Consider the following 22,507-nt stretch of genomic DNA (forward strand, 5'->3'; position numbering starts at 1 on the left):
TTCGCGGAGTACGGTCGGCTCCGCGTCCACGCTCGGATACGGTTGCGCCGTGCGTGACCACGTCGTGCGGCCGCCGACGTTCGGTGCGGTGATCGAGATGGGTGACATATGACGAGCGAGAACCGATCCGGCGCGCGGCCGAGCCTGCGGGGAGGTATCGCCACGGGTGTCGGTTCCTGGCCGGGTACCGACCCCCGCGAGGCCGCCGCCACGATTGTGGGGGAGCTACCCGAACTCGCCCATCTACCCGAATTGCCCGGGCGCGGCGCGGGTTCCGATATGGTCGGGCGGGCCTCGGCGTTGCTGGTCGACATGCAGTTCGACACCACCACCCGCGGCTACCGCTTGAGCCCCCGCCCCGGAGCGACCGCGCGCCGCGCGCACGATCTGCTTCGCACCGATCTCGACGGGCTCGAAGAAGCCTGGGAGACAGCGGGTCTCACCGGTGCCGGCCGCACCTTCAAGGTGCAGGCGGTCGGACCGCTGACGCTCGCCGCGCAGGTCGAATTGGCGAACGGTCATCGCGTGCTCACCGATTCCGGTGCGGTACGCGACCTGTCGGAATCATTGGCCGAGGGGCTGTCCGATCATGCCGCCGAGGTGGCCAAACGGCTGGGCGCCGATGTCGTCGTGCAACTGGACGAACCGTCGCTGGGGGCCGTGCTGGAGGGAAGTCTGCGCGGAGCCAGCGTGCTGAACACCGTGCGCGCGGTTCCCGATCCGGAGGCGCTGCACATCCTCGACACGGTCGTCACCGCCCAGTCCGGCCCGGTGCTGATCCACAGCTGCGCCGATGCGCCGCCACTGTCGTTTCTGCGCGGAAGTTCCGCTGCCGCAGTAGGTTTCGATATGGCGGCCGTCGCCACCGGCAATCTCGACGCCGTCGGTGAACTACTGGACGCGGGCAAATATCTCGCGCTGGGGCTGGTCCCCACCACGGCACCGGCCACCCCGCCTACCTGGCGGCAGCTCGCCGAACCGGGCGTGCGCCTCGTCGACCGCCTCGGCTTCCCGCGCCGCACCCTCACCGACCGCATCCTGGTGACCCCCGCGTGTGGCCTGGCCTCCGCCCCCTTGGCGTGGGCCCGCCGTGCGCTGGACCTGTCGTCCGACGTGGCCCGCGCCTACGCCGACGACCCGGATTCGCTCACCTTCGACTAGGGTGCGGCGGGGGTCTGCGCCGGGATCACAATCCTGCGGACGGCCCCGGGTCGGGATGGCCGATCTGCCAGTGCTGAGGCTTACCCGGCGGATAGACGACGGGGAGGTCTTCACCGGGGAACGGCCACTGGTTGACGTCCCAGGCGAAGCGCCCGTACACGGTCTCGGCCGCAACGCTCGGCCCCGAGATCGTGCCGGTGATCGTCACGAACTGCTCGCCCTGCGCGGCCGGGCGCGGGCTCACGCCGGTGATCCGCAGCGTCCCCGCCTCCTGCGCGCCGCGCTGGAAACCACCGAAACGACCCCGGCCGCGAAAGTTCATCAGCAGCGCGATCAGTGCGCCGGCGATCAACACGATGAACACGATCTGCAGCAGCATGCCTCCATGCTAGGCGGACAAACGGGACAGCCTCGACGTGCCGCCCTCACCGGGGCGCCGCGGCGATATCAGCCGGCGCTGAGCTCGCTGGTGCCGGCGGCGGTGCGGCGCACCTGCCACACCCGGGTGCGCCGAGACTGTGAGCGCCCGTTGCCGCGGTCGATGAGCGTGCGGTTGCGGGTGGTGAAGATCAGCTGCGCACCCCGGGAGTTGGTCTCCGGATTCTGGAACAGCTGGATCAGCCGGTCGGCGGTGTCCCCGGTGAGGTGGGTGTCGACATCGTCGACCGCCAGGACCCGGCCGGTGTCGAGCGCGTCGAGCACGGTCGGCAGCAGGCGCAGCAGGGCCAGTGTGGCGGTGGATTCGTCGGCGATGTCGAAGGCGGCGTCGATGCCCTCGTGAACCACGCCGAGCCCGACCCCGCGGCGGGCGACCATGCGCGCGTAGAGGGTGTCGCGGGCCGCGCGCAGATTGCTCAGTTCCCGTTCGAGGGCGACGGGGTCGACGCCGAGGCTTTCGCGCACCCGCAGGGCGTGCGCGGGCGAGGCGGCACACGCATCCAATTCCTTTGCCATCCCGGCGATTTCGCCGTCGATATCGCGCAGGTAGTCGGCGTACATCGGATCGTTCTCGGCCAGGAGCAGATCCTCGATGCCCAGTTCGGCCGAGCGCAGCAGCATCAGCAGCCGCGCGGCGTTGTCGGCGGAGCGGGAGATGTGGCCGCCGAGGCGCTCGGCGATGCTGTGCGGGTCGGCGGGCCCGCGCTGGACGTCGAGCTGCGCGGAGAACCAGCGATAGGCGGGTACCAGCGCCTCGGCGTACATCTGCCCGGTCAGGCTGAGCAGCAGCGCATTCGGCCGCACCAGCGGCACCAGGGCGGTGATGCCGAAGCGCACCGGTTCGAACATCGGCCCGATCCGGATCTGCTCGCCCTCCCGTTCGAAGATGACGCGTTTGCGGTTGTGCGGATGCGTATGCAGCCATTCGGCGGTGACATCGGCGTTGTCGAGGCGGAACCCGTAGGTGTAGGGGGTGCCCTCGGCGACGAAGGTGGCGACGAATTCCGAAGGCCGGTCGGCGAATCCGAGATGCGGCGTGCGCACCGGCCCGGCGTAGGGATCCCAGCCGGTCACCGAATGCAGGACCGCGTCGCGCATGTGGGCCAGTGCGTCGACGAGACCGGATTTCCCGCTCGCCGCCGCGCCGTGGACGGCGGTGACGGGAGCGGGCAGCGCACCGGCCCGGCTCGACACCAGGCGGAGTTCCTGTGGTTCGGCCAGGGAACGGTGATTGGTCACCTGAAAACTACGCAGCACCCGAGCCATCCTGCCGTCCGCCGGGCGGCGCCGCGACATCAGGTGCGAAGTTCGCTCCGGTACAGCGAGACCAGACAGACCACGAGGGTGACGATCTCGGCGACGACCGCGACCATCGCCTGCGGTACCGGCTGCCAGCCGGTTTCGGTGAATCCGAACAGGCCGCTCGTTCGCGACAACACGAAGCCGGCCAGGGAGGCGGCGCTGAGCACCGCCGCCGCCGCGCGCAGGCTCCAGGGGCCGATGAGAACCAGTGCGGCCAGTGCGAAGGCGGCGGCGGCCTGGATGGCGAACGACGGGCCCACGTAGTCGATGGAGCGATAGCCCCGGCCGTAGAGCTGGGTGTGCACGAGACCGGTGGTGACGAGTCCGGCGCTGATCGCCAGGCGCGCCGGGAACTGCCACCGTGCGGGAGATAGCGTGTTCATCGCAGTGTCTGCTCCTTGATCGCGAGCATCTGCCGGCCCTGCTGGTAGCTCACTTCCCGGATCCCCAGGGCGTCGTGGAGCTTTCCGGCCGGCAACGTCACCGGTTTGGGCGCGGGACCGTCGCCGGGGTGCGGCAGGGGATAGGCGGTGGTCGTCCCGCTGAAGAAGGTGATGTTTCCCTCGGTCTTGGTGAAGAGTTGATGCACATGGCCGTTGAGGCAGGTGACCGAGGAGAACCGCCGCAGCAGGCTCAGCACTTGCGCGGCATCGTCTGTGCCCCAACCCCATTGGGGATACATCGCGAACAGTGGGATATGGCTGAAGACGATGATCGGGGTGTCGGCTGACAATCCCGCCACGTCGGTGCGGACGAAGTCGATCTGATCCTGTCCGAGATGGCCCAGATTCTGCGCGTTGAGCGTATTGACCAACCCGATGACGTGCACCCCCGCGATGTCGAAGCTGTACCACCCGTCACCGCGGGTGCCCTTGCCGAACACCGAGCGGTAGCGCTGTCCGCCGTCGTCGGTCGAATCGTGTTCGCCGGGCACGGTGAAGATGTGCGGTGTGGACAATCCGGACATCATCTGGCGGACCTGATCGAATTGCGCGGGTGTGGCGAGATGTGTCAGGTCACCGGTGTGAATGACGAAATCCGGTGTGTATCCGAGGGTATTGACCTGATCGATCGCCTCGGTGAAGGTGTCGGTGACATTCGCGTTGGCGGTGCCCTGGAATCCGATGTGGCTGTCGCTGATCTGCGCGAATCGCAGGGTTGGACGTTCGGCGGTGGCCGGGGCCGCGCCCGCCACATGGGAGATGACCTCGCCGCCGACCACGGTCAGGCCGACGGCCGCGCCGAACCAGGCACTGTGGCGTAGCAGCTGACGCCGGGTCATGGCGTGCGGAGCGCGCGGATCGGTGTGCTGCGGGAGTTGTTCGGTCACGGGGTCACCACCACTGTCGCGTGCATGAAGGGATGAATCGAGCAGAAGTAGGCGAAGGTGCCCGGCTGAGCGAAGGTGAAGCTGAATGTGGCCCCCGTGCCCATTCCCGGGGAGTGGAACGAGCCGTCGCGCGCCACCACCGTATGCGGTTCCTCGTCGCGATTGGTCCAGGTCACGGTGGTGCCGGCCCTCACGGTCACGGTCTGCGGGCCGAAGGCGAAATTGTCGATGGTGACGGCGTTCGGTCCGGCCACGGCGGCCGGCGTGCGAGGCGCATTCGACATTCCGGGCATATTCGGCATCGGTTCCGGGCCACCCGGGGTCATACCCAGACCGGGGTCCTCGGAGCGGACGGTGGGAGCGGGTGGGCTCGCCCCCTTGTCGGCGGGGGTCGCGCACGCCGTGAGTGTCATGACGCCGAGGGCGACCGTCGCGGCGGCGGTGAAATTCAGAACGAGGTGTCGTGGCATCGGATCCGGCCTCCATCCGGACCCCGCGGAGTGCGGGGCTTCACCGACAGATAGGCGACCGGGTTACAGACCGAGGTCGATATTCAATTCCGCCGCCGCGCGCAGCGCCCGATGCTGCAGCACCTTCGCATTGGCCACGCTGATGCCGAGCGCGGCGGCCGATTCGCGCACCGACAACCCCTGCAGGAAACGCAGTTCGAGAATCCGGCGGTAGCGTTGCGGGAGCTCGCCCAAGACCGCGCGGACGTGTTCCGGTGCCCTCGACTCGGCGGAATCGGTTGGCGCCGAAGCGGTCTCGTCCGGAATGTCGTCGTCGATGACCGTGATCTCCCGGCCCATCCGCGATCGCCAGTGCGCGGCGAGCACCGTGCGAGCGGTGGTCCGCAGATAGGCGCGCACCTCGGCGACGCTCGCGGTGATCCGCAGCGGTTTCAGCGCGGCCACGAACACCTCCGCGGTGAGATCCTCCGCGTCCGGTTTGTTGCCGACCTTGCCGAAGATCAGCGCGTAGACCCAGCCGACGTTGTCCCGGTACACCTCTTCCCAGCTGGGATAGCGATCCTGCGGTACCAGTCGCAGGTCGCGGCGCCGGGGCTCCTCCGGCGATCGCGACCCGGCCGTGGATCGCCCTGCCATCCCAACCACCCTCCTGCAGCCCGGTGACGCACGCGCCTGTCAGGGATAGATACGGGGTGTGGTTACATGCGGTTCGGTGCGCGCCGTCAGGCCGGCTTCTCCGGTGCGAACACCTCGATCGAGCCGTTCGCTTCACGGACCTGCAGCCGCGGTAGGGGAGCGGGCGTGCGGGGCAGCTCGTGGGTCACGACCTCACCCTCGAAACCGAAGGAGGTCGAGTGGCACGGGCAGCGCAGCCGAGCCGCCGTCGCGTCCAGCCATAATTTGCACCCCTGGTGGGTGCAGATTCCCGACAGCGCGTAGACGACCCCGTCGCGGCGGCGGAGGAAGCCGTTGACGGCGCCGAGATCGAACGGTGTGGTCGCGCCGTCGGGTAGTTCCGCACTGGCGAGGACCGGTTGCCAGGTTCCGTGGGACGGCACCAGGGTCTGCTGTGCGGCAGCAACTTTCGGCTCGCCGGATCCGCTCAGGACCATGTGGTCGATGACCCCGCCCGCCGCGGCCGCGGCCGCCACCGACGTGCCGATCAAGACCGCGCGCCGGGTCGGACGCCGCGTGCGCGCACCCGGATCGGCGGGCTCGTCGAGATCCTCGGACAGGCGATGATGCAGCCGGGCGATGAACTCCTCGTCGGGGCTACCGGCACCGGTCCGGGCCGCCCGCAGCGCGATCGCGGCGCGGATCTGGGCGGCGTCGTCATCGTCGGGCCGGAAACCGCGCGGGCTGCGGCCGGCCAGGATGTCGTCGACGTAGCGCTCCACATCTTTGCTGCTCACAACGAGCCTCCTGATCCGGGACGGGCAGCCGATCGCAGCGCCGAGCGCTGGCGTGCCTCGGCCTCGGGAACGCTGACACCGAGCCGCGCCGCTGTGTCGGCCATCGAAAGTCCTTGCAGGAAACGCAATTCCAGGATCCGCCGATCGGATTCCGGGAGTTCGGCGAGCAGATCGCCGACCGCTGCCGGCGTGGTCGAGGCGCGGCCGGGCGGCTCGGTGTCGATCACGGTGATCTCCCGGCCCACCCGGGAGAGCCAATAGCGGGCCAGGACCGTACGCGCGGTATGTCGCAGCAGTGCTGGAATCTCCGATGGTTCCGCACCCGGGGGCGATGGTTCCAGCGCTGTCATGAACACCTCCGTCGTCAGCTCTTCGGCATCGGGCGCGGCGCCCACCTTCGCGAGCATCAGCGCGTATACCCAGCCGACATTGCCGCGGAAGATCTCCTCCCAGTCGGCGTAGCCGTCCCCGGATGGCGACGCCGGTGTGGGCGCCGACTCGGACTGCCCGCTCATCTGCCGCCGCCCTCCTCTCCGATGTCGCCGCTTTCGAGTCCATCTCGGGCCGATCGGGTGTGCGGAAACACTGTGCCGCCGTCGAAAACTGTGCCGCCATCAATTAGATAGCAGGGCGGTTACACATACCACCGGTTACGCGCCACGAGCCGGGCCGAGCGCCGCGCCGCGTAACCCGCGCTCCTATCTGCAGGCACAACGACTGCGAGGAGTGACGAAGATGAACGTGGTATCCGGGGTGCAGTGCGCACGAGTAGTGGCGGCCGGCGTTGCCCTCGCCGGTGCGATCGCGACGGCCGCACCCGGTGGCGCTGCCGGGGCGCCGGACCATGTGGCCTTCGATCCGGTTGCCGCGCAGTGTCTTTGGGCCGACACCGCGCATCCGCGCGGAGACACCGTCACGGCGGGCGGGTGGAGTTACAGCTGCGGAACCGACGCCGCCGGCGCGCCGCGGTGGATTCGCGGGGCGGCGGCAAGGGGGCCGAGTACGGTGCCCAATCCGGGGGCGGCGAACGCGCCCGCCGGACATTTCAGCGCGGGGGCCCGGCAACCCGGCACCGAATACACCGACTACTGCGTGGGCGACCAGTTGATCGAAGGGCGCGACAACGTCTACGAAGTCACGTCGAGCGGGGACGGTCTACTGTTCTGGCGGCCCGCCGCGGCCCTGGACTCGTGGACGTTCGACCCCGGCAGTCATCCGGCGCCGCCCTCCGCGCGCGGTTCGAGCCTCTGCCGGGACGGTCAACTCCTCTGAATTCGGACCTTCCAGGCGTCGCCCGACCATGGGCCGCGGCACATCGGCGAGTGAATCACCGGCGGGCGGGTAATCGCACTGCCGAGTGAAGTTGTCGCGGTGCGGCGCCCCCGGGTGCGGTGGTCGCGACGGTTTCGGTGCGAAAGTGCGGCGGCCGGGCGGTGACGTTCGTCCGGTTCGTGTCGGTGGGACAGGAATCGGCGTGTTCTCCGTAGGGTCGCCGGTGTCGAGGAAAGGGGCCGTCCGGATGTTCGAGCGGGTAGTGCAGAAGTCGGTGGAGACGTTCGTGCGGGCGGGGACGGGGGTGCAGGAACCGCTGGCGGCGAAGTACGTGGGCCGGTTGCGGCGCAAGCATCCGGAGCGGACGCCGGAGGATATCGAGCGCGGCCTGCGGTGGCGCTATCTGGGCGCGGTGACCGTCAGTGGCACACTCGCGGGCCTGTCGGCGGCGGTGCCCGGAGTGGGCACGATCATCGGACTGGCGGCCAGCGGTGTGGAATCGGTCTTCTTCATGGAAGCCTCGGCGTTCTACGCCGTCTCGGTGGGCGAGTTGCACGGGATGCGAACGATGTCGCAGCAGCAGCGCCGGGCGCTCGTGGTGGCGGTGGTCCTGGGCGAGGGCGGGGCGCAATTGCTCGGCAAGGGCGCCGGGCAGTCCGCCAAGGATTGGGCCTCGGCGGTGGCGGACAAGCTTCCGGTGGTCCGCTCGATCGACAATCCGATGGCCCGCAAAGTCGTCGTCGGGTTCATCGCCAAGCGCGGGGCGTTGCTGTTCGGCCGGGCGCTGCCCGCCGGCCTCGGTGCGATCATCGGCGGCACCGGCAACTACGCGCTCGGCCGGGCGGTGCTCGCGAACGCCGATCGCACCTTCGAATCGGCGCCCCCGTCGTGGCCGGACGATGTCCGGGCCGCCGTCAACGCCTGATTCCGACGTGCCCGAAGGGTCCGCGAGCATGTCGGTGGGCTGGGCTAATGTGCCAGAGGTGAGCGAAACCGGGATCGAGGACGCACGTGCCGCGGAGGCGGCCGACACCGCCGAGGCGGCGACGGGCGACGAGCGCACCGAATGGCAGCGGCTGGCCGAAGAGGTCCGCGAGCACCAGTTCCGGTACTACGTGCGCGATGCGCCGATCATCTCCGACGGCGAGTTCGACAAGCTGTTCCAGCGCCTGCTGGCGCTGGAGGAGGCGCATCCGGACCTGCGCACACCGGATTCGCCGACGCAGCTGGTCGGCGGCGGCTTCGCCACCGATTTCACCGCGGTCGACCATCTCGAGCGCATGCTCTCGCTGGACAACGTGTTCGACGAGGACGAGATGCGTACCTGGATCGGCCGGGTTGTCGCCGAAACCGGGGCCGATACGCACTTCGTCTGCGAGGTGAAGGTCGACGGTGTGGCGCTGAACCTGGTCTACGAGAACGGCCGGCTGGTGCGCGGTGCCACCCGTGGCGACGGCCGCACCGGTGAGGATGTCACCCTCAACGCGCGCACGATCGAGGACATCCCCGAACAGCTCACGCCCACAACGGAATTCCCGATACCGGAGCTGCTCGAGGTGCGCGGTGAGGTGTATTTCCGGCTCGAGGACTTCGAGAATCTGAACGCCGCGATCGTCGCCGAGGGCAAACCGCCCTATGCGAATCCGCGCAATACGGCCGCCGGATCGCTGCGGCAGAAGGATCCGGCGGTCACCTCCCGGCGCCGGCTGCGCATGATCTGCCACGGCTTCGGCCGGATGGTCGGATTCAGCCCGTCCTCGCAGTTCGAGGCCTATCAGGCGCTGGCGGCCTGGGGCCTGCCCGTCTCGGCGCACACCGTGCGCGTGCAGGGCGCCGACGCGGTAATCGAACGCATTCGGTACTGGGGTGAGCACCGCCACGACATCGAGCACGAAATCGACGGCCAGGTGATCAAGGTCGACGAGTTCACCCTGCAACGCCGCCTCGGCAGCACCTCGCGTGCCCCGCGCTGGGCGATCGCCTACAAGTACCCGCCGGAGGAGGCCACCACCCGCCTGCTCGACATTCAGGTCAACGTCGGCCGCACCGGCCGGGTGACGCCGTTCGCGGTGATGGAGCCGGTCACCGTCGCCGGCTCGACGGTCGCGATGGCCACGCTGCACAACGCCTCGGAGGTCGAGCGCAAGGGTGTGCTGATCGGCGATACCGTCACCATCCGCAAGGCCGGCGACGTCATTCCCGAGGTCCTCGGCCCGGTGGTCGACGTGCGTGACGGCAGCGAACGGCGCTTCGTCATGCCCACCCACTGCCCGGAATGCGGCACCGAGCTCGCCCCCGAGAAGGAGGGCGATGCCGATATCCGCTGTCCGAACCAGCGGCATTGTCCCGCGCAGCTGCGGGAGCGGGTCTTCCACATGGCCGGGCGCGGCGCGTTCGACATCGAGGCGCTGGGCTACGAGGCCGCGATCGACCTGCTGAAGTCGGGCGCGATCGCGGACGAGGGCGATCTGTTCGACCTCACCGAGGAGAAACTGCTCGGCACAACGCTTTTCGTCAACAAGAGCGGCACCCTCTCGGCCAATGGCAAACGCCTGCTGCAGAATCTGGACACCGCGAAGGACCGTCCGCTGTGGCGGGTGCTGGTGGCGCTGTCCATCCGCCACGTCGGGCCGACCGCGGCGCGCGCCTTGGCCGCCGAACTGGGGAGTATGGCGGCGATCGAGGAGGCGTCGGCCGAGGCGCTGGCGGCCGTCGACGGCGTCGGCCCGACCATCGCGGCCGCGGTGAAGGAATGGTTCACCGTCGACTGGCACCGCACCATCGTCGACAAGTGGCGTGCGGCCGGGGTGCGGATGGAGGACGAGCGCGACGAATCCATCGAACGCAACCTGGAAGGGCTGTCGATCGTGGTCACCGGCTCCCTGCAGGGATTCTCCCGCGACGAGGCCAAGGAAGCGATCCTGATGCGCGGCGGTAAGGCGGCCGGATCCGTCTCGAAGAAGACGGCCTTCGTGGTGATCGGTGATTCCCCCGGGTCCAAGGCGGCCAAGGCCGAGGAACTCGGTGTGCCCATTCTGGACGAGGACGGGTTCCGCACGCTGCTGGCGGAGGGGCCCGATGCGGTGCGGCCGGAGTCGGATACCGAGGACGAATCGGACTGAGGATGGATCAGCTGGATACGGGGGTGCGGATTCGTCCCGCCGGCCCGGACGATTTCACGGCGATCGCACTGCTCACGGTCGACACCTACGTCGGCGAGGGGCATGTGCATTCCGAAAGTCCCTATGTGGCAGAACTTTCCGATACCGAGACCAGAGCGCGCGAAGCCGAGGTCCTCGTCGCGGAGCGCGAGGGAGACCTGCTCGGTTCGCTGACCATCGCGCGACCCGGCACCACGTACGCCGATATCGCGCGGCCGGGCGAACTGGAGTTCCGCATGCTCGCGGTCGCCAAGCGTGCCCGCGGCGCCGGTGTCGGCACCGCTTTGGTCCGGACCGTCGTCGAGACGGCCCGGGCGGAGAGCTTCGCCGCTGTGGTGCTGACCACGATGCCCGGGATGGCCGACGCACGCCGCATTTACGAGCGGCTGGGATTCGGCCATGTGCCGGAACGGGATTGGCACACCGACGCCGGGCTGCCGCTCACCGTCATGCGGCTGGAGCTTACGCGCGGGACGTAGGCGTATCCGGCGCGAGGCGGGCAGGGGCGGGTACCGCGCAGCTGCCCACCGCTGCTCTTCGCCGAGATGTGCTGCGCCGCAATCGGTTCAGCTCAGGACGGTGGCGACGATGCCCGCCAGATAGCCCAGCCGCGCGATCTCGGACGGACGGAAATCCGGCCCGCCCGGGCGGCCCAGCAGCAGCGCCTTACCGGTATTGCCGAGCGGGGCGGCCGCCAGTTTGGTGTCCATGTCCCGCCAGATCTGCGGGACCCAATCGGCCTCGGGATCGAGGGCGGTCGGCTTCTCGAGCGGCATCCACGGCACACTGCCGGCCTGCGTCTCGGGTGCGCTGGTGCTGCCGACCAGACGCTGGCCGCCACCGTGCGGCCCCAGATCCATCACGGTGCTCCATCCGACCTGCAGGACGCGCGGGACGCCGTCGACCAGCACCTGCAGCCGGTCGTCGCGGGCGGTGGCGACCTGGTCGATCAGCTCCAGCTCGCGATGGGTGTCGAGAATGCCGGAATACGGACGCAGCGAATCGACCCGCACATCGGCGAGCGATTCTGCCGCGGTGATCAACGTGTCGGGCAGCGCGCCCGACGGAACTTCCACCACCAGATCGTCGATCGCATATCCTGCGCCGCGTTCGACGACATCCAGCGAGAGGATGTCGGCGCCGACGGAGCCCAGCGCTACTGCGAGTGAACCGAGACTTCCTGGGCGATCCGGAAGCTGCACGCGAAGCAGATATGACACGTGCTTGCCTTCCTTTCCTGTGCGACCGAGACTTTCGGACGTATACCCGAGTCTCGCAATACTTACACCCACTGCTTCCAGCAAACGATTCGAAGCCGTGGCAGTGAGGTACGCCACATCCATTGTCGGCCGAACCCCGGGTGCAGTGCCAGTGCCGTTCCGATGACGTTGTGATGTCAACCTTGTTTCCGGCGAGCACCGGAACGAACGGCGCAGCCCGACCGTGACCGGATGGCTACAACGCGCACCCATTAGGCTGTGTTGTCCGACCCTAATGGGGAGGCCCTGCGTGGTTACGCATCCGCTGCCGCCTCCGGACCTTGACCCCATTAGGCTGTCCCATGCGCAGCACCCTGCGCCATCGACACGCACCAACCTGCCGAAAGGGGATTCGCGGTGTCCGCCATCTCCCGCGACGAGGTCGCACACCTCGCCCGGTTGTCCCGGCTCGCCCTCACCGACGAAGAGCTCGATCTGTATGCCGGTCAGCTGGATTCGATCCTGAGTCACGTGCAGGTCATCACCGAGGTCGCCGCCGACGTACCGGCCACCGCGTCGCCGAATCCGACCGCCAACGTCACCCGCCCGGATGTGGTCGTTCCCGGGCTCAGCCCGGACGAGGCCCTGTCCGGCGCTCCCGCGGTCGACGAGCAGCGGTTCATGGTTCCGCAGATCCTGGGAGAAGGCGAGTAATGAGCGGCGATCTGACGAAACTGTCCGCGGCCGAGCTGGCGGAGAAGATCCACGGCCGCGAGGTGTCCTCGGTGCAGGTCACCGAGGCGCATCTGCAGCGCATCGCCGAGGTCGACGGTGAGCTCAACGCCTTCCTGCACGTCGCCGGCGAGCAGGCGCTGGTGACCGCCGCCGAGGTCGACGCCGCGATCGCTGCGGGCACCGTGGCCTCGCCGCTGGCGGGAGTTCCGTTGGCGCTCAAGGACGTTTTCACCACCACGGATATGCCGACCACCTGCGCGTCGAAGATTCTCGAGGGCTGGGTGTCGCCCTACGACGCGACCGTGACGGCCAAACTGCGTGCCGCCGGCATCCCGATCCTCGGCAAGACGAACATGGACGAGTTCGCGATGGGTTCGTCCACCGAGAACTCGGCGTACGGCCCGACCCGCAACCCGTGGGACACCAGCCGCATCCCCGGCGGGTCCGGCGGCGGTTCGGCGGCGGCCCTGGCCTCCTATCAGGCGCCGCTGGCGATCGGCACCGATACCGGTGGTTCCATCCGTCAGCCCGCCGCGGTCACCGCGACCGTCGGTACCAAGCCGACCTACGGCACCGTGTCCCGCTACGGCTTGGTCGCCTGCGCGTCGTCGCTGGACCAGGGCGGCCCGTGTGGTCGCACCGTGCTCGACACCGCCTTGCTGCACGAGGTGATCGCCGGTTACGACCCGAAGGATTCGACCTCGCGCGATGTGCCGGTGCCGGCGCTCGTGGAGGCAGCTCGCGCGGGTGCGCGCGGCGATCTGACCGGCGTGAAGGTCGGCGTGGTGAAGGAGCTGCATTCCGACAGCTACCAGCCGGGCGTGCTCGCCTCCTTCGACGCCGCGGTGGCGCAGCTGAAGGATCTGGGCGCCGAGGTGGTCGAGGTGTCGTGCCCACACTTCGAATACGCGCTGGCGTCCTACTACCTGATCCTGCCGAGTGAGGTCTCGTCCAACCTGGCCCGCTTCGATGCCATGCGGTACGGCCTGCGCGTCGGCGACGACGGCACCCACTCCGCGGAGCAGGTCATGTCGCTCACCCGCGAGGCGGGGTTCGGCCCGGAAGTCAAGCGCCGCATCATGATCGGCACCTACGCGCTCTCGGCCGGATATTACGACGCCTACTACGGTCAGGCACTGAAGGTGCGCACCCTGATCGCGCAGGACTTCGACAAGGCCTACGAGACCGTCGATGTGCTGGTCTCGCCGACCAGCCCGTTCACACCGTGGAAGCTGGGGGAGAAGGTGAACGATCCGCTGGCGATGTACCTGTCGGACCTGTGCACCCTCCCGACCAACCTGGCCGGGCACTGCGCGATGTCGGTGCCGTCGGGGCTGTCCGCCGACGACGGCCTGCCCGTGGGCCTGCAGATCATGGCGCCGGCGCTGGCCGATGATCGGCTCTATCGCGTGGGCGCCGCCTACGAGGCCGCGCGCGGTCCGATCGCCTGAGCCCACGCGATCGGCGAGCTCGTTCCGGCCCGGATGCGTGGCGGCGTACCCGTCAGGTGACGCCGCCGCGCGGGCCGGACGCGGGCGCGGATCGGATCGTCGATACGCCGATTACGGCCGCGGCCATGGGCGGCCGTCGAGCCGCTCGATATCGGTGTTGAAGCGCTGCAGATAGTCGGCGAAGCGCGCGACGTCGTCGGGGGACCAGCCTTCGAGCACGCGGCCCAGACCTTCGATATTGGCGTCGCGTTCGGCGTCGAGGTTCTCCTCGCCGGCCGGTGTGATGCGGAATTTGCGGGCCATTCCGCCGTCGGGATCGGGGATGCGCTCGACGTGTCCGGCGCGCAACAGCGCCGCGGTCTGCCGGTTGAGGGTGGAGGCGTCGAGACCGAACGCCTCGCTGAGCTGGCCGATCGACATCGGACCCTCGATGGCGAGCCGGCTGAGCAGCAGGTAGGCGCTGCGATCGAGGCGGGTGCCGTCGCGGCGATAGCGCGGGTGAATGGTGTAGCGGCCGAGCAGCATGGTCTCGAATTCCACCAGATTCGTGGGCTTGTCCATGCCGTCCTTCCGCCGATTTACAGTTCTGACCTGCGAGAACCGGTATAGCACACGGCCGGGGCCGGGCGGGCACGGTGGTCGGCTGGGTGGGAGCCGGCGCCGTGGCCGCCGCGGCTGCCGCACTCGACGTCAGCAGCTCCCCAGGGCGGTGCCCTGATCGGATCCGTAGCGGTGGCCGTGGCCGGGGCCCGGTGCGAGGGCGGAGAGCATATCCGCGGTGGTGTGCACCCAGCTCAGTCCCGGCAGCCACATCGGATGGGGTGCGTCGTGGCGGGTGCCGGTGAGATCGGGGGCGCGCCAAAGCAATTGCGGCGACCACTGCACCACCGGATCGGAGGAGTTGGCCAGGACGGTGGCCCCGCCGCGGTGCACGGCCGATGCCGGTGGGCCCGCCCACAGCGCGGCGCAGACCCGGGCGCGTTCGGCCCGGTCGTCGGCGAAGATCGCGCTGCCCGCGGTCGCGCCCAGGCTCTGGCCGTAGACGTACAGCTTGGGCGGATGGGCCAGGCCGGCCAGGCGTCGTTCGATGCCGGTGAACAGGGCCCGTGCCGAGCGCTCGGCGTCGGCCCGGGCGAACAGGAAGGTCGCCCAGCTGGGAGCCTGCGAATATTGCATGCCGACCAGCGTCGCATCGCCGTCGAACCGTTCGTCCAGGCCGCGAGCGGCATTGGCGTCGAGCCAGCCCGATCCGGTCGGCACCATCATCACGAGGTGGGTGCGGTCGAATCCGCCGGATCGTTCGATCTCCCGAATCGCCAGCGCGACACGGGAATCGAGATCCGGTGCCGAGTCCAGACCGATGTAGACGCGCACCGACCGGCCGCGTTCGGCCACGAATTTGCGCCCCTCCGCTCCGAGCGAGGCCCAGCTCACTTCCGAATCCGGGCTGCCCGAGCGGGTGTAGGACACCGGTCGCACGACGCTGGGATCCATGGCGGCGTCGGCCGAGGCGAATGCCGACCGCTGCCAACTCACGACTGCCGGAAGCAGGGCGAACTGGCAGGCCAGGATGGTGGCGGCGACCAGTGCCGTCGCCCGCAGTCTTCCCGCAAACCGTGCCGCCCAGCGCAATCCACGCCCGACGAGCACGATCGGAACGACCACCGCGACAACGCCGATCGCCCAATGCAGCCAGTACCGCACACCGACCGGCGGAAAATCCATGGCCGCCCGCAGCCGGTTCTGCCAGTACCAGGCATGGGTCAGCGCGGCACCGGCCACGGCGCATGATGCGATCACGATCGCACTCCGGAACCGACTCGTCCGCACCTGCATATCGATATTCCAGTGCCTTAACACCTTCCGGACTAGTCCCGCCACACCCAGCGCAATGAGTACCAGCAGCGCGGTGAGCAACGCCTGCGCGATCGAGGTGCGCGGAAGTAGTCCCGGCGCCAGCGAGGCGGAAATCCCCGCCGCCGCAGCTACCAGGGTCCCCGTCCGAGGCGTGCCCATGGTGACGAGCCGCCGAATCGTCGCGCCGAGTGCGTGCCGTGCCCGTGCCCGCTCGGACGCGCGGGGAGGCAGCTTCGTGGGAGTCGGTTCGCCGAGCGAGGGTGGTGCGAAGCATGTCCGTGCGGTGGCCTCGGAGTCGGCCGTCGACGAGTTTCCCAGCGTGCCAGTTGAATTGGTGAGACCGTGTGAGTGCTTCGGCGTCGATCGGTGTTTACCGTTCGTGCCAGTGCCAGTGCCAGTGCCAGTGCCAGTGCCAGTGCCAGTGCCAGTGCCAGAGGCAGAGGCAGAGGCAGGAGCAGAGCCAGAGCCCGTGCCCGGCGTCGCCGTCTTTCGTAGCTTGCTCGCCGGCTGGGTTCGCGAAACCTCTCGCCGCGCACCCGGCCGCTGGAATGGTGAAAGTTCCAGCGCCGCAACGGACACCCGCGCCCGATCCGGTACCCATCCGCCGGCGCCGCCTCCCGCCGCCGCTGTCACCGGAGTGCCGAGCCACAGGCCGATCCCGTCGATACCCCGCCCGGTAACGCTGCCGAGCTGAATAGCCCTGCGCGACAGCCACTCGCGCGCTCCACGTGCGGCCTGCGACGCCACTGCACCGATGCGTGCGGCAAGCAGAACGCGCCGGTCACGATCGCCGGCACTCCCACCCGGGCGCCCGCTCCATCTGCGCCCGGCCGGTACACCGCGATTCGAATCCGACCATGGCGACCACCGATTCGCCGGTCTCGCTGTACGTTGCCCTCCCCGGCGCGGCCGGATGGTTCGGCGCACGATGGCGAACAACGCCGCCACCATCAGCAGCACCATGGCGAGCCGGGCGAGGACGTGGGCGATCTGCGGTCCGAGCTCCGTTCCGGAAAGCTGCCGGCCGAACAGGTATTCGGGCATCGGCGGGGCGTAGTTCTGGCGGCGGGAGTTCAGATCCACCGCCGCGGTGGCGACGGACGCCATCGTGGTGCAGCGAGCGCGGGCGAGCAGATCACCGCGCGTATCGCAGGCGGCGAACATCCGGGTCTCGAGGGCATTGTCGATGGCCCGGCGCGCCCACGCACCGAGGGGATGGCCGCGACCTGCGGCGTAGCGCAGCAGGTCGTAGCCGAGGTCGTGCGCCTTGCAGGCGGTGTCGAATTCGGTGGGCAACGGAATCGGCGAGGAGCACTCACCGGACGGATCGACCGGCATACCGGCCAGCTGAACCGGCCGATAGCCCTGTGTCGCAGCGAAATCCGCGGGCATCACCGCCAGCTCCGGCCGGTCTCCGGTCAGCGCCCGCACCGCATCGCGCGCGGCCGCATTCTCCGGCGCGGGTCCGACCTCGGCCGCCCCCGCCCCGGGCGACGACGACACCAGCATCGCGATCACCGCCGCGACGAGGGCGACGAATCCGGTGATCGCGCGCAAAGGCCCACGCCGCCAATGCTTTACGCCGTGCTTGCGTGCACCGCCCCGACTTGGCATCGCGGACGGCACCGTACTGTCGTGCCCGCGCCGCGCACGTCGGCCGTCGCGTCCCGGCCCGGCGTCGACCACCGTGGTCCCGCCGGCCCGGCGCGGCGACCCATCCGCAATATCGCTCATGGCGGTCGAAGGTAGGAATCGGGAACCGGCGCGCACCTCACGCTGAGGATCGATTTCGGCACCGCTACCGGGGTGCGCGCGGCCGGCCGTCTCATACCCGGGTAGGGGGCGAGATGTCGATCCCGGGGGTGAGGACGGATCGCCGGGAAATTCCTAGGCTCGTCACCATGAGACGGGCGATACGAGTGGCGCGGCAGGCGCGGGCGGCGGCGCGAACTCCGGGCCGTGCGCGGCTGTGGTTCGACATGGCGACGGTGGTGGTCGTGGGGACGCTGTTCGCGGTCGGCTGGCCGACTCTGCATCTCACCCATCAGGTGCCGGCCGCCGCACAGCCGTTCATCGCCGCGCTGGCGGTCTTTCCGCTGGCGCTGATCCGCGTCAACCCGGCGCTGGGCTGGGCCATCTCGGCCGGTGCGGCGTTGCTGATCGCGCTGGCCATCTCGCATCAGCCGGGCAACGATCTGCCGTACCAGGTCGTGCACATTCTGGTGTTGTTCGCGTTGCTGTTCGCGGTGGCGGTGCGGGCGCCCATGCAGATCGTGCTGATCGCGTGGATCGCCTCGTCACTGCTGTTCGCGACCACGATGGCGGGCACCAGCTCGTTCGCGGAGGCGGGGTTCGGCTGGCCGCTGGCGATGACCGGGCTGGTCGGATTCGGTCTGCTGGTGCGCTGGCTGGTGCTGTCGCGGCAGGCCCTGGTGCGGCAGGAGGAACAGAACGAACTGGAACGGGCTCGCCGCGCGATCCTCGAGGAGAAGGCTCGCATCGCGCGCGATCTGCACGACGTGGTCGCCCACCACATGTCGATGGTCGTGGTGCAGGCACAGACCGCGCCCTATCGGGTGCCGGACGTGTCGGAGGCGGCCCGTGCGGAGTTCGACTCCATCGGCGCCTCCGCCCGGGAGGCGCTCAACGAGATCCGCAGCATGCTCGGTGTCCTGCGCAGCGACGGTCAGCTGCCCGAACACGCGCCGCAGCCGGTCGCCGCGGACGTGGTGTCGGTTCTGGACGGCGTGCGCCGCGCGGGTGTGCGCATCGACTGGACCATCGACGGGCCGCTCGCCGCGGTCCCCGATACCGTCGGCCTCGCGCTGTACCGGATCGTGCAGGAGTCGCTGTCGAACGTCTCACGGCATGCGCCGGGCGCGGGCGTCACCGTGACATTGACGGTGGCGGCGCAGGCGGTGGAGGTGCTGGTCGCCAACGATGCCGGGACGGGCGGGACGCCGGTGGTGAGCTCGGACGGCAGCGGTATCTCCGGAATGCGGGCCCGGGCGGAATCCATCGGCGGCATGCTGGCCGCCGGTCCGCGCTCCGAAGGTGGCTTCCAGGTGTACTCGCGGTTACCGATCCTCGTCACGGAAAGAACTGTCGAGGCATCCGCCGCGACTGCCCTGCCGGGCGCGCGGAACTGAGTCCGCGGTCGTGTAAGACTTAGCGGCGATGCTCACCTATTTCCAAGCCATCGTGATCGGCGCGCTGCAGGGCGTCACCGAATTGTTCCCCATCTCGAGCCTGGGCCATTCCGTGCTGGTGCCGGCCTGGCTGGGCGGCAGCTGGGAGAAGCTGGTCACCGAGGGCGACTCCGACAACGGCACCCCGTATCTGGCCTTCGTGGTCGCCTTGCACGTGGCGACCGCGCTCGCACTGCTGGGCTACTACTGGCGGGATTGGCGCGACATCATCATCGGCTTCGTGACCACGCTGCGCACCCGGCGCATCGAGACCTCGTCGCAGCGGCTGGCCTGGCTGATCGTGCTGGCGACCATTCCCGTGGGTGTGCTCGGCCTGCTGCTGGAACATCCGCTGCGCACGATGTTCGCGACGCCGATCTACGCGAGCATCTTCCTCACCCTCAACGGCGTGGTGCTGATCGTCGGCGAGGGCCTACGCCGGCGCAACGCACCGTCGCTGGCCGAATACGGTCGCCGCTTCGCCGCGGACGAGGCCCGCGCCGACGCGCAGGCGCGCGGTGTGACGCTCCAGGAGGATCTCGAGGTCCCCTCCGACGAGCGGCTGGCGGCGCTGTCGGTCAAGGATGCGCTCGGCATCGGCCTGGCCCAATCCGGTGCGCTGCTGGCCGGATTCAGCCGCTCCGGCCTGACGATGGTCGGCGGTCTGCTGCGCGGACTCGACCACGAGGACACCGCGAAATTCGCCTTCCTGCTCGCCACCCCGGTCATCCTGGCCGCGGGTGTGCTGAAGCTGCCGGAACTGGCCGGTCCGCAGGCCGCCGGCATCCACGGACAGGCGCTCGTGGGGGCGATCGTCGCCGGCATCGCGGCGTGGCTGGCGGTGCGATTCCTGGAGCGGTTCTTCAAGTCCCGCACGCTGCTGCCGTTCGCGGTCTACTGCTTGGTGGCGGGGCTGCTGTCGATCATCAGATTCATCTGAGGCGGGTATGCCCATCACCGTATTGATCGCCGACGATCAGGCGATGGTCCGGCAGGGGTTCGGCGCGCTGCTGGCCGCCCAGCCCGATATCAGCGTCATCGGCGATGCGGCCAACGGCGCGATCGCGGTGGCCGAGGCCAAACGGCTGCGACCCGATGTGGTGCTGATGGATGTGCGCATGCCGGAGATGAACGGGCTCGAGGCGGCGCGGGCCATTCTGGCCGCCGGATTCGATCCGCCGGTGCGCGTGCTGATGCTGACGACCTTCGATATCGACGACTACGTGTACGAGGCGTTGGGCCTGGGTGCCAGCGGATTCCTGCTCAAGGACGCGCCCGCCGACGAACTGGTCCGCGCGGTGCGGGTGGTCGCCGAGGGACAGGCGTTGCTGGCGCCGACGGTCACCCGCCGCCTGATCGCCGATGTCACCCGTCGCCGCGCGCGCCCGAAACCCGCTCCCGCCCTGAACGCGCTGACCCCGCGCGAACGTGAGGTCCTCGAGCTGATCGCCAAGGGCATGTCGAACACCGAGATCGCCGAGGCGTTGTTCGTCGCCGAGCAGACCGTGAAAACCCATGTGTCCAAGGTGTTTTCCAAACTCGATCTGCGTGACCGCGCGCAAGCGGTGGTGATCGCCTACGAATCCGGCCTGGTCACGCCGGGCTGAGCGATCCGGGTAGGATCCCCACCTGGTACGTCGCCGGAAGGGGGGAACGTAGGTGTTGAACAACGGTGACGTGTTCGCCGGCTTCACCGTGGAGCGACTGCTCGGTCAGGGAGGGATGGGATCGGTCTACCTGGCGCGGCATCCGCGTCTGCCCCGGCTGACCGCGTTGAAACTGCTGAATCGCGAGCTGTACACCGATGCCGAGATTCGCGCCCGTTTCGAACGCGAGGCCGATCTGTGCGCACAACTCGATCATCCCGGCATCGTCGCCGTCTACGACCGCGGCGTCGAGGACGATCAGCTGTGGATCTGCATGCAGTATGTGGACGGCGTCGACGCCGCGACGGTGAATCCGCTGACGCTGCCGCCCGAGCGCGCGGTGCAGATCATCGAAGGTGTCGCCGACGCATTGGATTACGCGCACGGCAACGGTGTACTGCACCGAGATGTGAAGCCCGCCAACATCTTGCTGGCCCGAGCGGTGAGCGGCAAGGGAGAACGTGTCTTTCTCACCGACTTCGGAATCGCCCGCCTGCGTGAGGATTCCACGCACCTCACCCAGGCCGGCATGTTCACCGCCACCCTCGCCTACGCCTCGCCGGAACAGATGACCGGTGTCGAACTCGACCACCGCTCCGATCAGTATTCGCTGGCGTGTGCCCTGTACTGGCTGCTCACCGGAACCGGACCGTTCGACTCCGAACATCCCACCGAGGTCATTCGCGGCCACCTGCAACTGCCGGTCCCGCCGGCCAGTGCGCGGCGTGCCGGACTGTCCCCGGCGATGGACGGGGTGATCGCCCGCGCCATGGCCAAGCGGGCCTCCGAAAGATTCGGCAGCTGTATGGAATTCGCGGCCGCAGCGCGAGCCGCGCTGACCGCGCCCGGGGGGATGCCGATGGCAAGTGGTGCGGCCCCGACACTCATCCGGCCGGGCGGGCCGGCGCCCGTCCAGAACTCGGCGCGAATGCCCGCCGGACCGCAGCCCGGTAACCCTACGCGGGGATACCCGCCTGCGAACGGTGCAAGCGTGCCCGCCGGACCGCATCCCGGAACCCCTACGCAGGGGTACCCGCCGGCGAACGTTGCTCACGTTCCGACTGTGGTTCCCGTTGGGGGACAGCAGTATTCGCCGATGACCGCCGGCCCGTCGAACGCCCCCTCCGTCGCGCCGAGCCGGGCGCCGGTGCCGGCCGCGACCCACTCTCCCCCAGTGCGACCTCCTGGGATGCCCTCGCCCGCAAGTCCCTCTCCCGCAGGCTATTCCGCGCCGCCGCCGGGCTACCCACCCGCCCCTGGATACCGCCCGCGGCCGCCGAAGCGCTCGGGCGCGATGGTGGCCGCGATCATCGTCGCCGTGCTGGTGGTCGTTGCCGTCGTCGTCGCGATTGTCGTGGTGGTGCTGCAGAAGAACTCGAAGGGCAATGATTTCGCCGCTCTGAAGTCGACGTTCCCGCAGCTGGTGAAGCCCTCGGGGGTGGGAAGCAGCGGCACCGGATACGACGGCCAGTCCTGTTTCCGTGAGACCGACGGCAAAACCCTGCGCACGCCGGGTGACGCCGCCGATTTTCGTGTGGGGTCGTGGACCGCCGCGTGGGACTGCTGGGGAGCGGTGGACAAGCCCGAATACGCGGTCCTGTCCTACGACTCGTCGTCGGATGCGCAGCGCGTGATCGCGGGGTTGCCCGCCAACCGGAAGGGGGCGGGCGTCACGGGTAGCGACGTGAAGTACGACAGCTACATGTGGAAGACGGCCGACTCCGCGATCCCCAACGAGTTCTGGAAAGTCATCGCGTTCCGGGATTCGACGCGGTCGCGGTATCTGATCGTCGCACACGGTCAGTACTGGCCCGGTTTGCAGGAGGGCAAGACGTACCAGGAGTTCGACACCTGGTGCAACAAGATGCCCATGGCATAGGGCCGC

22 protein-coding genes are annotated in these 22,507 nt (G+C 69.1%); 11 read left to right on the top strand and 11 right to left on the bottom strand.

Annotation, left to right across the window (positions count from 1 at the left end; translation table 11 throughout):
• Positions 1-108: 108 nt before the first annotated feature.
• Complete coding sequence (locus NE2_RS09120) at positions 109-1,161, top strand: methionine synthase (protein ID WP_063025531.1); 1,053 nt, start codon at positions 109-111, stop codon at positions 1,159-1,161.
• Positions 1,162-1,186: 25 nt separating this feature from the next.
• Here NE2_RS09120 and NE2_RS09125 read toward each other — a convergent pair whose 3' ends face one another.
• From NE2_RS09125 to NE2_RS09160, 8 genes are all read right to left on the bottom strand, one after another.
• Entirely contained in the window at positions 1,187-1,540 is a 354-nt protein-coding gene (locus tag NE2_RS09125) for a hypothetical protein (protein WP_063025532.1), read from the bottom strand.
• A 68-nt stretch (positions 1,541-1,608) separates the two neighbouring features.
• Complete coding sequence (locus tag NE2_RS09130; RefSeq protein WP_228831064.1) at positions 1,609-2,865, bottom strand: AAA family ATPase; 1,257 nt, start codon at positions 2,863-2,865, stop codon at positions 1,609-1,611.
• A gap of 29 nt (positions 2,866-2,894) precedes the next feature.
• The gene (locus NE2_RS09135; protein ID WP_063025533.1) at positions 2,895-3,284 is read right to left on the bottom strand and encodes a hypothetical protein; all 390 of its coding nucleotides are present in this window, start codon (positions 3,282-3,284) and stop codon (positions 2,895-2,897) included.
• A complete protein-coding gene (locus NE2_RS09140; protein WP_030512919.1) occupies positions 3,281-4,183 on the bottom strand; it encodes a metallophosphoesterase family protein in 903 nt (300 codons plus the stop codon). The genes NE2_RS09135 and NE2_RS09140 overlap by 4 nt, the downstream gene beginning before the upstream one ends.
• 44 nt (positions 4,184-4,227) lie before the next feature.
• Positions 4,228-4,701, bottom strand: coding sequence for a cupredoxin domain-containing protein (locus NE2_RS09145; RefSeq protein WP_373862235.1), 474 nt, complete (start codon positions 4,699-4,701; stop codon positions 4,228-4,230).
• Positions 4,702-4,764: 63 nt separating this feature from the next.
• Complete coding sequence (locus NE2_RS09150) at positions 4,765-5,337, bottom strand: RNA polymerase sigma factor (RefSeq protein ID WP_063025534.1); 573 nt, start codon at positions 5,335-5,337, stop codon at positions 4,765-4,767.
• A gap of 86 nt (positions 5,338-5,423) precedes the next feature.
• Positions 5,424-6,113 (bottom strand): Rieske (2Fe-2S) protein, encoded by a 690-nt coding sequence (locus NE2_RS09155; protein WP_063025535.1) that lies wholly within the window; start codon positions 6,111-6,113, stop codon positions 5,424-5,426.
• A complete protein-coding gene (locus NE2_RS09160; RefSeq protein WP_063025536.1) occupies positions 6,110-6,628 on the bottom strand; it encodes an RNA polymerase sigma factor in 519 nt (172 codons plus the stop codon). The genes NE2_RS09155 and NE2_RS09160 overlap by 4 nt, the downstream gene beginning before the upstream one ends.
• Before the next feature lie 220 nt (positions 6,629-6,848).
• Here NE2_RS09160 and NE2_RS09165 point away from each other — a divergent pair, with 220 nt between their 5' ends.
• The 4 genes from NE2_RS09165 (at position 6,849) to NE2_RS09180 (ending at position 11,025) form a co-directional block, all read left to right on the top strand.
• Entirely contained in the window at positions 6,849-7,385 is a 537-nt protein-coding gene (locus tag NE2_RS09165; RefSeq protein ID WP_146165284.1) for a hypothetical protein, read from the top strand.
• Positions 7,386-7,632: 247 nt separating this feature from the next.
• Positions 7,633-8,310: a hypothetical protein gene (locus tag NE2_RS09170; protein ID WP_063025538.1), complete on the top strand. Its 678-nt coding sequence runs from the start codon at positions 7,633-7,635 to the stop codon at positions 8,308-8,310.
• Between the two features lie 58 nt (positions 8,311-8,368).
• Positions 8,369-10,507, top strand: a complete 2,139-nt coding sequence (gene ligA / locus NE2_RS09175) for an NAD-dependent DNA ligase LigA (protein ID WP_507755310.1) — start codon at positions 8,369-8,371, stop codon at positions 10,505-10,507.
• A 2-nt stretch (positions 10,508-10,509) separates the two neighbouring features.
• On the top strand, positions 10,510-11,025 hold the full coding sequence (locus tag NE2_RS09180; RefSeq protein ID WP_063025539.1) for a GNAT family N-acetyltransferase: 516 nt from the start codon (positions 10,510-10,512) through the stop codon (positions 11,023-11,025).
• A gap of 87 nt (positions 11,026-11,112) precedes the next feature.
• Here NE2_RS09180 and NE2_RS09185 read toward each other — a convergent pair whose 3' ends face one another.
• Positions 11,113-11,766: an ACT domain-containing protein gene (locus tag NE2_RS09185; RefSeq protein WP_062962598.1), complete on the bottom strand. Its 654-nt coding sequence runs from the start codon at positions 11,764-11,766 to the stop codon at positions 11,113-11,115.
• 396 nt (positions 11,767-12,162) lie between these two features.
• Between NE2_RS09185 and gatC the strand changes: the two genes are divergently transcribed.
• Together gatC and gatA are read left to right on the top strand one after the other, a co-directional pair.
• Positions 12,163-12,459 (top strand): Asp-tRNA(Asn)/Glu-tRNA(Gln) amidotransferase subunit GatC, encoded by a 297-nt coding sequence (gene gatC / locus NE2_RS09190; protein WP_036503944.1) that lies wholly within the window; start codon positions 12,163-12,165, stop codon positions 12,457-12,459.
• The gene (gene gatA, locus NE2_RS09195) at positions 12,459-13,931 is read left to right on the top strand and encodes an Asp-tRNA(Asn)/Glu-tRNA(Gln) amidotransferase subunit GatA (RefSeq protein WP_030512930.1); all 1,473 of its coding nucleotides are present in this window, start codon (positions 12,459-12,461) and stop codon (positions 13,929-13,931) included. The genes gatC and gatA overlap by 1 nt, the downstream gene beginning before the upstream one ends.
• 111 nt (positions 13,932-14,042) lie before the next feature.
• On the opposite strand, the gene NE2_RS09200 is transcribed toward gatA, so the two are convergent.
• Both NE2_RS09200 and NE2_RS37005 read right to left on the bottom strand, forming a co-directional pair.
• Positions 14,043-14,492, bottom strand: coding sequence for a MarR family winged helix-turn-helix transcriptional regulator (locus tag NE2_RS09200; RefSeq protein WP_063025540.1), 450 nt, complete (start codon positions 14,490-14,492; stop codon positions 14,043-14,045).
• A 129-nt stretch (positions 14,493-14,621) separates the two neighbouring features.
• Positions 14,622-17,522 carry an alpha/beta-hydrolase family protein gene (locus NE2_RS37005; RefSeq protein ID WP_233429718.1) on the bottom strand — a complete coding sequence of 967 codons (2,901 nt, stop codon included), beginning with the start codon at positions 17,520-17,522 and terminating at the stop codon, positions 14,622-14,624.
• A 167-nt stretch (positions 17,523-17,689) separates the two neighbouring features.
• Between NE2_RS37005 and NE2_RS09210 the strand changes: the two genes are divergently transcribed.
• The 4 genes from NE2_RS09210 to NE2_RS09225 are packed head-to-tail and all read left to right on the top strand — an operon-like array spanning position 17,690 to position 22,501.
• The gene (locus NE2_RS09210) at positions 17,690-18,937 is read left to right on the top strand and encodes a sensor histidine kinase (RefSeq protein WP_084493905.1); all 1,248 of its coding nucleotides are present in this window, start codon (positions 17,690-17,692) and stop codon (positions 18,935-18,937) included.
• Between the two features lie 28 nt (positions 18,938-18,965).
• Entirely contained in the window at positions 18,966-19,916 is a 951-nt protein-coding gene (locus NE2_RS09215; protein ID WP_063025541.1) for an undecaprenyl-diphosphate phosphatase, read from the top strand.
• A gap of 7 nt (positions 19,917-19,923) precedes the next feature.
• Positions 19,924-20,583 (top strand): response regulator, encoded by a 660-nt coding sequence (locus NE2_RS09220; protein ID WP_036503935.1) that lies wholly within the window; start codon positions 19,924-19,926, stop codon positions 20,581-20,583.
• Positions 20,584-20,635: 52 nt separating this feature from the next.
• Positions 20,636-22,501 carry a serine/threonine-protein kinase gene (locus tag NE2_RS09225; protein ID WP_063025542.1) on the top strand — a complete coding sequence of 622 codons (1,866 nt, stop codon included), beginning with the start codon at positions 20,636-20,638 and terminating at the stop codon, positions 22,499-22,501.
• Positions 22,502-22,507 lie beyond the last annotated feature (6 nt).

The sequence above is a fragment of the Nocardia elegans NBRC 108235 genome (genome assembly GCF_001612845.1).
In the GTDB taxonomy this organism is placed as follows: Bacteria; Actinomycetota; Actinomycetes; order Mycobacteriales; family Mycobacteriaceae; genus Nocardia; species Nocardia nova.

What these genes read in the sequence shown, in the direction of transcription:
- NE2_RS09120 (WP_063025531.1), top strand. Translation starts at nt 109, where the DNA reads ATGACGAGCGAGAACCGATCCGGCGCGCGGCCGAGCCTGCGGGGAGGT.
- NE2_RS09125 (WP_063025532.1), bottom strand. Translation starts at nt 1,540, where the DNA reads ATGCTGCTGCAGATCGTGTTCATCGTGTTGATCGCCGGCGCACTGATC.
- NE2_RS09130 (WP_228831064.1), bottom strand. Translation starts at nt 2,865, where the DNA reads ATGGCTCGGGTGCTGCGTAGTTTTCAGGTGACCAATCACCGTTCCCTG.
- NE2_RS09135 (WP_063025533.1), bottom strand. Translation starts at nt 3,284, where the DNA reads ATGAACACGCTATCTCCCGCACGGTGGCAGTTCCCGGCGCGCCTGGCG.
- NE2_RS09140 (WP_030512919.1), bottom strand. Translation starts at nt 4,183, where the DNA reads ATGACCCGGCGTCAGCTGCTACGCCACAGTGCCTGGTTCGGCGCGGCC.
- NE2_RS09145 (WP_373862235.1), bottom strand. Translation starts at nt 4,701, where the DNA reads ATGCCACGACACCTCGTTCTGAATTTCACCGCCGCCGCGACGGTCGCC.
- NE2_RS09150 (WP_063025534.1), bottom strand. Translation starts at nt 5,337, where the DNA reads ATGGCAGGGCGATCCACGGCCGGGTCGCGATCGCCGGAGGAGCCCCGG.
- NE2_RS09160 (WP_063025536.1), bottom strand. Translation starts at nt 6,628, where the DNA reads ATGAGCGGGCAGTCCGAGTCGGCGCCCACACCGGCGTCGCCATCCGGG.
- NE2_RS09165 (WP_146165284.1), top strand. Translation starts at nt 6,849, where the DNA reads ATGAACGTGGTATCCGGGGTGCAGTGCGCACGAGTAGTGGCGGCCGGC.
- NE2_RS09170 (WP_063025538.1), top strand. Translation starts at nt 7,633, where the DNA reads ATGTTCGAGCGGGTAGTGCAGAAGTCGGTGGAGACGTTCGTGCGGGCG.
- NE2_RS09180 (WP_063025539.1), top strand. Translation starts at nt 10,510, where the DNA reads ATGGATCAGCTGGATACGGGGGTGCGGATTCGTCCCGCCGGCCCGGAC.
- gatA (WP_030512930.1), top strand. Translation starts at nt 12,459, where the DNA reads ATGAGCGGCGATCTGACGAAACTGTCCGCGGCCGAGCTGGCGGAGAAG.
- NE2_RS09200 (WP_063025540.1), bottom strand. Translation starts at nt 14,492, where the DNA reads ATGGACAAGCCCACGAATCTGGTGGAATTCGAGACCATGCTGCTCGGC.
- NE2_RS37005 (WP_233429718.1), bottom strand. Translation starts at nt 17,522, where the DNA reads ATGAGCGATATTGCGGATGGGTCGCCGCGCCGGGCCGGCGGGACCACG.
- NE2_RS09210 (WP_084493905.1), top strand. Translation starts at nt 17,690, where the DNA reads ATGAGACGGGCGATACGAGTGGCGCGGCAGGCGCGGGCGGCGGCGCGA.
- NE2_RS09215 (WP_063025541.1), top strand. Translation starts at nt 18,966, where the DNA reads ATGCTCACCTATTTCCAAGCCATCGTGATCGGCGCGCTGCAGGGCGTC.
- NE2_RS09220 (WP_036503935.1), top strand. Translation starts at nt 19,924, where the DNA reads ATGCCCATCACCGTATTGATCGCCGACGATCAGGCGATGGTCCGGCAG.